This window comes from Streptomyces sp. KR55, from assembly GCF_052245645.1.
Taxonomy (GTDB): Bacteria; Actinomycetota; Actinomycetes; order Streptomycetales; family Streptomycetaceae; genus Streptomyces; species Streptomyces flavusporus.
This window is the reverse complement of record NZ_JBQQCE010000407.1, coordinates 1-8,855: the sequence shown is the minus strand read 5'-3', so window position 1 is coordinate 8,855 and position 8,855 is coordinate 1. Positions and strand designations below refer to the sequence as shown.

Annotated in this window: 5 protein-coding genes; 4 read left to right on the top strand and 1 reads right to left on the bottom strand. The window is 69.0% G+C overall.

Features of this window, described 5'->3' with window-relative positions; all coding sequences use genetic code 11:
• Nucleotides 1-1,120, bottom strand: a 1,120-nt coding sequence (locus tag ACTWQJ_RS39550; RefSeq protein WP_443311268.1) for an FAD-binding protein, incomplete at its 3' end; no start/stop codon positions are given.
• A gap of 234 nt (nt 1,121-1,354) precedes the next feature.
• On the opposite strand from ACTWQJ_RS39550, the gene ACTWQJ_RS39545 reads away from it, so the two are divergent.
• From ACTWQJ_RS39545 to ACTWQJ_RS39530, 4 genes are all read left to right on the top strand, one after another.
• Complete coding sequence (locus ACTWQJ_RS39545) at nt 1,355-5,839, top strand: Tat pathway signal protein (RefSeq protein ID WP_443311267.1); 4,485 nt, start codon at nt 1,355-1,357, stop codon at nt 5,837-5,839.
• 365 nt (nt 5,840-6,204) lie between these two features.
• Nucleotides 6,205-6,570, top strand: a complete 366-nt coding sequence (locus ACTWQJ_RS39540) for a helix-turn-helix domain-containing protein (protein ID WP_443311266.1) — start codon at nt 6,205-6,207, stop codon at nt 6,568-6,570.
• A gap of 48 nt (nt 6,571-6,618) precedes the next feature.
• The gene (locus ACTWQJ_RS39535) at nt 6,619-7,647 is read left to right on the top strand and encodes an RNA-guided endonuclease TnpB family protein (protein ID WP_443311265.1); all 1,029 of its coding nucleotides are present in this window, start codon (nt 6,619-6,621) and stop codon (nt 7,645-7,647) included.
• Between the two features lie 120 nt (nt 7,648-7,767).
• A partial coding sequence (locus ACTWQJ_RS39530) for a radical SAM protein (protein ID WP_443311264.1) occupies nt 7,768-8,855 on the top strand: 1,088 nt, incomplete at its 3' end.

The following is an 8,855-nucleotide window of genomic DNA, read 5'->3' as shown; positions in this document are numbered from 1 at the left end:
CCTTCCCCCAGTGCGGCCGGGCCTCGAAGGCCTGCAGCGCCTCCTCCACCCGCCGCACCACCGGCAGCACGGCCGCCATGTCCTCGACCCAGGTGAAGTGCACGGCCACGGTGTCCCGTCCGTACGCCGGGCTCAGCCACTGATCGTCGGCAGCGACCGTCCGCACCTCGCAGGTCTGCAGCACCGGCGCCATGACCGTACGGATCGCGTCGAGCGCGTGCAGCGCGTCGACGGCGTACGCGCGCGGCATCAGGTACTCCGACTGCAACTCGGCGCCGCTGCTCGGCGTGAACTCCGCCCTGAAGTGCGGCAGTCGCTCGTGCCACGGCCCGGGCACGCCGAACTGCCCGGTGCAGTTGACGGCGGGCATCCCCGGCACCGGGTGCAGCGCCTCGGTCGCGGGCGCCGCCCAGGGGAAGCCGGGCAGCGGCTGGTCCGTGCGCCGCTTGACCCACACCTGCCGGAACCCCGGCTCCCGCCAGTCGGTGAACAGGCTCACGCTGTACGCCACCGCCATCACCGTCTCGAAGTCCAGCCCGGCCAGCGGCAGTTCGGTGAACAGATGCTGCTCGACCTCGAACGTCGGCTCCAGGTCGAGGGTGAGCGCGGTGACGACGCCGAGCGCGCCGAGCGCGGTGACCGCACCGCCGAACCGCTCCTCACCCCGGCCGATGGTCACCGTCGTACCGTCGCCGGTGACCAGCTCCACCTCCCGTACGGCAGCCGCCAGCGGTGCGTTGCCGACCCCCGAGCCATGGGTGCCGGTGGCCACCGAGCCGGCCACCGAGATGTGCGGCAGGGACGCCATGTTGGGCAGGGCGAGACCGTGGTCGTGCACCCGGCGGGCCAGTTCGGCGTACCGGACGCCACCGGAGACCCGTACCGTACGGGCCGTCGTGTCGACGTCGATCTCGGACGGGAGCGCGGTCAGGGACACCAGCGCGCCGTCGGCGCCGGGGTCGGCGATCGCGTTGAAGGAGTGCCCGCTGCCCAGCACCCGCACCCGCGCACTGTCCGCGACGAGCGAGCGCAACGCGTCCAGCGTGCGCGGGCGGTGCAGCTCCTTGGCGGTGTACGTGATGTTGCCGGCCCAGTTGGTCACGGTCGCGGTCTCGGTCATGCGGTCGGCCCTTCCCCGAGGAATCGAGATCGGGCAAGTCTAACGGCGACAGATACCGCTTTCTTAAACAAAGCCAGTTCGAGGACGTGGGCGGCGCGGCCCGTTGTCGGTGCCGCACGATTTCCCTCGTATTTCCTCGTACGAAGTCTTGCTGGTCCCTGGAATGCGCCCCTAGCTTCCGTAGAGAACGGTTTCTACGTGTGCTGCCCCAACAACCGACTGTGAGGTTCCCGCATGCCCGTCACCAGAAGATCCGTCCTGGTCACGGCCGCCGCCGGCACCGGCACCCTCGCGCTGACCGGCTGGTCCCCGACGACGGCCGCTGCCGTCCCGGAGGCGTCACCCGCAGAGTCCGGGCAGTCCGACACGGAAGGCTCCAGACGCCTCGACCTCATCGACTTCGGCGACCCCGACTCCGAGGCCGTGCACGGCTTCCACGGGCCGGACACCGCGGTCGTCGACGGCAACGCCGGAGACCGGGCCCGCGTCGCCAAGCCGCTGCCCACCCCCGGCATCAAGGGCGGCGACCTCCGCTTCACGCTCGCCGTGGACCCCGTCCACCAGACCTACCTCACCGTGAAGTTCTGGGGCGGCGACACCTCGATGTACAAGACGATCGCGTACATCAACGGTGAGCAGATCGGCTACCGCCGCTCCGGCGACTACGAGGCCCTGAACACCGGCACCAGCCGCCCGCTGCCCGGGCGCTTCTTCTACGCCACGATCATGCTGCCGCTGGAGCACACCCGGGGCCGGAGGCGGGCCGAGATCACGCTGCGGACTTACGACAGCGGCTTCAGCAACAAGGTCACCGCCGACTCCCGCGGCTACTACCGCGCCTACACCCACATCGGCGCATACCTCGACCTCACCGACGACCCCCAGGCCGACTTCACCCCGCCCACGGACACCGTCGCCGACCTCGACGACGCCGCCAAGCAGGCTCTCGTCGACGGGTATGCGGCCGACCAGGTCAAGCTCTTCAACAGCCTCTCCGCGAAGGTCGATGCCTCACCCTCCGGCAATCTCTCCATCGTCCGGTACGTCGAGGAGCTGTTCTTCTACGCCGGCGCGCTCGCCCGCGCCTCCTGGTGCCCGGCGAAGACCCCGGCGGAGAAGAAGGCCGCGCTGCTGCGGGTCTTCAAATGCGTCGACAACCACACCAAGGACTACTACGGCAACACCAAGCTGCTCGCCCGGGGCGGCCACCAGGGCGACTGGGGCGGTTACTACGGCGCCCTCGGCCAAGCGCTCTACCTTGTCGAGAACATTATCGCCGACAACGATGTCTACGGCCGCGACGCCTTCGAGGCGTTCCTCGACGAACCGTTCAGGACCGGCACCCAGGAGGGCGAGACCTCCCTCAAGGACGTCGACTTCGACGGCGGCCCGCTGACCCGGCGCGCCGCCTGGGAGCGTGTCCTGAAGGCCAACTTCGACTACGCCCGCTCCCGCCTGTCGTACATCTACAACCAGGTTATGTACACCTACGAAGGCGCCTGGGAGGCCCACGAGGGACTCCGGGTCATCGGCTCCCGCTGCTACGAGGGAAAGGCGCGCAGCCACCGCATCGTGGGCGAGTCCCTGGGCTGGGAGCCCTTCCTCGGCGAGGAGGTGCTGGCCGGCCCCGACGGCCAGGAGCTGGATCTCTTCCACTCGCTCTTCTACCACGACCAGACCGCCCGCTGGACCGAGGACTACATCAAGTACGTCATCAAGGGCCTCGCCAAGTCCAAGCTGGACAAGGACGGCAACGTCGTACGCCGACTGCCCCTCGGCCGGCACTACACGACGATGACCGAGGCCGGGCACACCCGGGAAAACGGTTACGTCGCGAACTACGGCGAGGCCACCAACTACCTCCCCGAGTGGTTCCACCGCACCTGGGGCCACGAGGGCGACGAGGAACTCAACGACCGGATCCTCGAGTTGGCGCTGCGCAACCTGCACGCCCGCTCCCACGCCCGCATGACCGACCTCGACGCCGATCTGAAGCGCACCATGCGCATGGAGATGGTCATCGACGAGCGCAACACCAACTACCCGGGCTTCCCCAGCTATGTGCTGCGCATCTCGGAGGGCAAGCTCCTGCACTACGTCTCCCTCGCCCGGCACATCGCCGACCACCCCGACCGGTACGCGGGCAAGGAGTGGCGCACGACCCGCGCGTACGCCCGCGAGGCGGTCGGCCTCGCCCAGCAGCAGATCGCCGACCAGCAGTACTTCGGCAACTTCTCCGCCGTGACGGCGAAGAACAAGTACGACCTCGAACTCGGCGAGACCTGGGCCTGGCTGAAGGCGCACGAGCCGACCGGCATCGTCCACCCGCACACCGACTTCGCGTACTACACGCCCGCCGAACTGACCGCCCTGGGCGTGCGGCCGGGCGACTACGAGCGGTTCGCCTGGGTCGACGTCGACTGCATGTTCGTCTCCCTCAGGGACGGCGACACCCACCTGTGGGGCCACCTCAACGAACGGCAACGCGGCTTCGCCCGCAACGGCCGGCTGCACGTCCGCCTGCCCGACCGGGACCACATCGTACAGATCACCACCAACGGGCGCTTCCATTACGAGGACTACTGGGCCCGCATGGACAACATCGACGTCGACTTCATGGAGGACCAGCAGACCGGCGGCGCCGACGCTCCGCAGGCGCTGGCCGGCGAGATCGCGCCCATCACCCGCCAGCCCGGCGTCGGCACGGTCCGCCGGGAGAACTTCGAGGCCGACCACGCCTACTCCGGCTACCCGGACCTGCTGACCGCCCGATACGGGCCGTACCTCTTCGTCTTCAACACGACCCGGAAGGCCTACGGCAACGAGCGCCGGTACGAGGTCGAGGTGCCCGGCCAGGGCCCGACCGTGCTGGACCTGGTGACCGGCGACCGGCTCCCGGTGCGCCACGGCCGTGTGACGGTGCCGCCGAAGACCGGCCTGGTGCTGAGGCTCGAGTCTCCCGAGATCCGCGCCCTGCCGCCCGCCCACGTCGATTTCGTACACACTCTGCCCGGCGACGGATCGGTCACCGTCGTCTGGCAGACCACGGCCGGCGCCGAGCACTACGAGGTGCGCCGGGCGACGCGTCGGAACGGCCCGTACGAGGTGATCGCGGGCGAGGTGACCGGCCGTCACTTCACGGACAGCAATGTGCGGTTCGGCGAGACGTACTACTACGCCGTCACAGCCGTCAACGCCCATGGCCCCGGCTGGACCTCCCACGCCGTACGTGCGGACCTGCCCCGGCCCGAGTCCTCCGGCCTGCGCCGCTCCGGCTGGCGCGACGACGCGCTGCACCAGGCCAGGCCCGGCAGCGCCGTGGTGCGCGGCGGGTCGGTGCGGATCCTCGGAGCGCGCGGTGACGGTCTGGGCGTCGGCGACGACTACAAGGTGCTCGCCCGAGACATCGACGACGAACTCCACTACGTCAGCCGCCCGGCGACCGGCAGTTTCACCCTCACCGCCCGCGTGGACCGGGCGCGCGGCCCGGTCACCGGCCTGATGCTGCGGGACCGGCTGTCGGCCGACACACGGCACGTGTACTTCGGCGCCGACGACGAGGGGCGGCTCGTCTTCCACAACCGCACCCGCGACAGCCGCCACGACTGGCAGGACAACCCGCGCTCACCGATCACCCGGCGCCTTGACGGGCACAGCCTGGCGCGGACGCCGTACCTCCGGCTCGTCCGCGACGTCGCCTCGCACCGCGTGCAGGCGCAGGTGTCGGTGGACGGCGAGGTCTGGGTGACGGTCGCCGCGCTGTTCACACCGTTCCCGTACGCCGTCCACGCGGGGCTTGTGGCCACCGGGGACGGGGAGTTCGCCGAAGTGGCGCAGGCAACCCTGCCCGCAGGCGAGGTGCTGGTCCTCCTCGAACGGGACGCCGACACCGTCACCATCCGCTGGAACAAGCCCGAGGACGCACTCACCTTCACAGTGTCCCGCTCGACGGACGGCGAGCGCTGGGAGGTGCTCACCGAAGACACACGGTCGTACGCGTACCAGGACGAAGGGCTGCGGCACGGCATGCGGTACTACCGGGTGACGGCCGCGCTCGTCGGCGGCGGCACACGCGCCTCCGCGGTGGCCGTCGCCGCGGCCGAGAGCCTCGCCGAGCTGCTGGCGCGCGCCTGGGCCGTCGATCCGGCCGGGTGGACGAAGAAGAGCTACGCCGCTTTCACCGCCGAACTCGACCGGATCGAGCGGGCGACCGGCACGGACGACGACACCCGTATCGACGCCGTGCACGCGGCGTACGCGCTCCTCGTCTCCCGCGAGACCCTGCTGCGCCGGACGCCGGTCACCGCCTCGATGGTCACCGCCTCGACCATCGAGTGGCCGGGCCGCGGGACCACTGCCTCCAATGGCTGGAAGGCCTTCGGCGGCGACCCGACGACGTACACCGACACGCTCGCCGCGGAGAGCTGGATCGACATCGACGCGGGCGACGCCGGACCGCTGGTCGTCGACAGGCTGCGCATCCTGCCCCGCGCCGGGTACGCGACCCGGGCGACGGGGACGGTGCTGCGCGGCTCCACGGACGGCGGTACGACCTGGACCGACCTGCACACGATCGGCGCGACGAGCGAGGCCACGTGGTACGAGGCCACGCTGGGCGCGACCGCCTCGTATCCGCTCCTGCGCCTGCACGACGGGCACAACGGGCGGTGCAATCTGGCCGAGGTGGAGTTCTGGTACTACGCGGCCGAGGAGGACTGAGCCCGCCGCGCCGACCCCACGGGGCGCCCCACCACAGGCGAGCGTGGATCAGCTCCACGAGGAGAACACCCGCTGCCGCCGCGTACGTCGGCAGCGGGTGGGTCTCGGTGTCGGTGAAGTGTCGGCAGAAGACGGCGACGAGGAACAGGGATCAAGCTCTCGTGATCTGCGAACGCTGTCACCAAGACATCCATGCTGGACGCAGCAGCAGACGGTGCTGCTGCGCGGCTTTCACCTTCGGATGGAAACGGAGTTCGCTCATCGAATACGTGACCTTCGCCGGGGGTGCTCGTTGGGAGCGGTGAGGGGATCGTCGAAAGGGGGGCTGCCGAGGGAGCAGGAAGTTCCGGCCGCGGCCCGGCTGCGTGGTGCAGGCCTACAAGTTCGCCCTCGACCCGAACGCCGGGCAGGAACAGGCACTGCGCTCGCACTGCGGTGCCGCCCGCGCCGCCTACAACTGGGCCGTCTCCTGGGTGACCGCCTCGTGGTGGCAGCGCAAAGCCGAAGCCACCTATGGCATCGGCGAGGAGGAACTGACACCGTGGCGGCCGTGGTCGCTGCCCGCGCTGTCCAGGGAATTCAACCGTATCAAGACCACCGATCCCAGGTACGCCGACTGGTGGAAGGAGAATTCCAAGGAGGCCTACAAGGCCGGACTGACCAAAGGCCGGACTGACCAACGCGGCTGCCGCATTCGACAACTACGCCAAGTCCAAGCAAGGCAAGCGTAAAGGCCCCAGGATGGGCGTTCCGCGCCGGAAGGCGAAGCGCAAGGCCGCATGGCCTGCCGGTTCACCACCGGCCCGATCCGCGTCGAGCCCGACGGCCGGCACGTCACCCTGCCCCGGCTGGGCGCGATCCGTACCCATGAACTAATGGCCAAGGTGCTGGCACGCATCCAGGCCGGGACGGCCCGCATCCTGTCCGCGACCGTCCGGTACCAGCGCGGGCGTTGGTTCGTCTCCTTCCAGGTCGAGACCGCCCGTGAGATCATTCGCGTCGATCGGCCCGATGCTGTGGTCGGTATCGACCTTGGCATCAAGCACCTTGCGGTCATGGCCGACAGCTCCGGCAAGATCCGCTACGAGCCTAATCCGAAGCACCTGGACGGCGCCCTCGAGCTCCTGAGACTCCATTCCCGCCGTGTCTCACGACGGCAAGGACCAGACCGCAGGACCGGCCGCAAGCCGTCGAAACGATGGGAGAAGGCCAACCGCCAGCGCAACGAACTCCACCACCGGGTGGCCAACCTGCGCACCGATGCCCTGCATAAACTCACCACCCGTGTCCGCTCCGAGCACGGCACGGTGGTGGTCGAGGACCTCAACGTCGCCGGGATGCTCCGCAACAAACGGCTCGCCCGCCGAGTGGCCGATGCCGGGTTCGGGGAGATCCGGCGTCAGCTCACCTACAAGGGTCGGCGCAACGCCTGCCGCACCATCGTGGCGGACTGCTGGTACCCCTCATCGAAGACCTGCTCGGACTGCGGCGCGGTGAAAGCCAAGCTGCCGCTGCACGTCCGAGTGTTCATCTGCGACGTCTGCGGCCTGGTCATGGACCGGGACGAGAACGCAGCCCGCAACCTGGTCGCCCTCACGGCGGCCTGCACCGCTGGTACCGGAGTGGCCGGAGACCAGGACACGCCCCGCGTGTCGAAGCCTCGTGGAGCCGACCGTAAGACCCGCCGCCAACGCCCTGACCGGAGCACCGGCCAGGGCGGGCGGGCAGGTGGCGCAACCCTGCCGCACGAGCGGCAGGAGGAAACGAGAGATCGTCGTCAGGACACCGAGGCCCTCATGCTTTGGTGACACCGTCACGAACCTTTCCAGCAGAAATGCCGGGAATGTTGAGAATTGCTGTGTGCAAGTCAGTTCTCCAGCAACGGATACCGTGAGGAGTCGTACGTCCGATCCAGAAGGAGACACGGGATGGGCAGCCGCACCGCGCTGGTAGAAGATCTGATGGAGCGATTCCCGCACGTACCGCGGGAAGCCGTCTTCAAGGAGGATCTGCTTCGGGGCGGGGTGGCCTTCGACCCATCGGCCCTCAGCGACAACGAGGGGGGTGAGGTCAAACCGAAGTCGTACTTCATCTTCTCCTTCGACCACGGCACCCTGCCCGAGCTGGGCGAGGCCGCGCTGCGGCGTCCGCCGGAGGAGATCATCCTCACAGGCGGCCCGTACGACCTGCGGCGGACCGTCGTTTCCGTGCGCGTGAACCCGTCCTCGCCGTACCGCGTCGCCGCCGACGACGAGGGCCTGCTCGGGCTCTACCTCGACGGCAGGCGCATCGCCGACGTCGGTGTGCCGCCGATGCCCGAGTACTACCGGCACACGCTCTCCAACGGAAAGTCCGTCATGGAGGTGGCCCCAACCATCCAGTGGGGTTACCTGATCTATTTGACCGTCTTCCGGGTCTGCCAGTACTTCGGCGCCAAGGAGGAGTGCCAGTACTGCGACATCAACCACAACTGGCGCCAGCACAAGGCCGCCGGGCGGCCGTACACGGGTGTGAAGGACGTCGAGGAGGTCCTCGAGGCCCTCGAGATCATCGACCGGTACGACACCGCGAAGGCGTCCACCGCCTACACGCTCACCGGCGGCGCGATCACCAAGACGGTCGCCGGACGGGACGAGGCCGACTTCTACGGCCACTACGCCAAGGCCATCGAGGAGCGCTTCCCGGGGCGGTGGATCGGCAAGGTCGTGGCCCAGGCGCTGCCGAAGGACGACGTACAGCGCTTCAAGGACTACGGCGTGCAGATCTACCACCCCAACTTCGAGGTGTGGGACCGGCGTCTGTTCGAGCTGTACTGCCCGGGCAAGGAGCGCTACGTCGGCCGCGACGAGTGGCACAAGCGCATCCTCGACTCCGCGGACATCTTCGGCGCGCGCAACGTCATCCCCAACTTCGTCGCGGGCGTGGAGATGGCGGAGCCCTTCGGCTTCACCACCGTCGACGAGGCGATCGAGTCGACCACCGAGGGCCTGCGCTTCTTCATGTCGCACGGCATCAC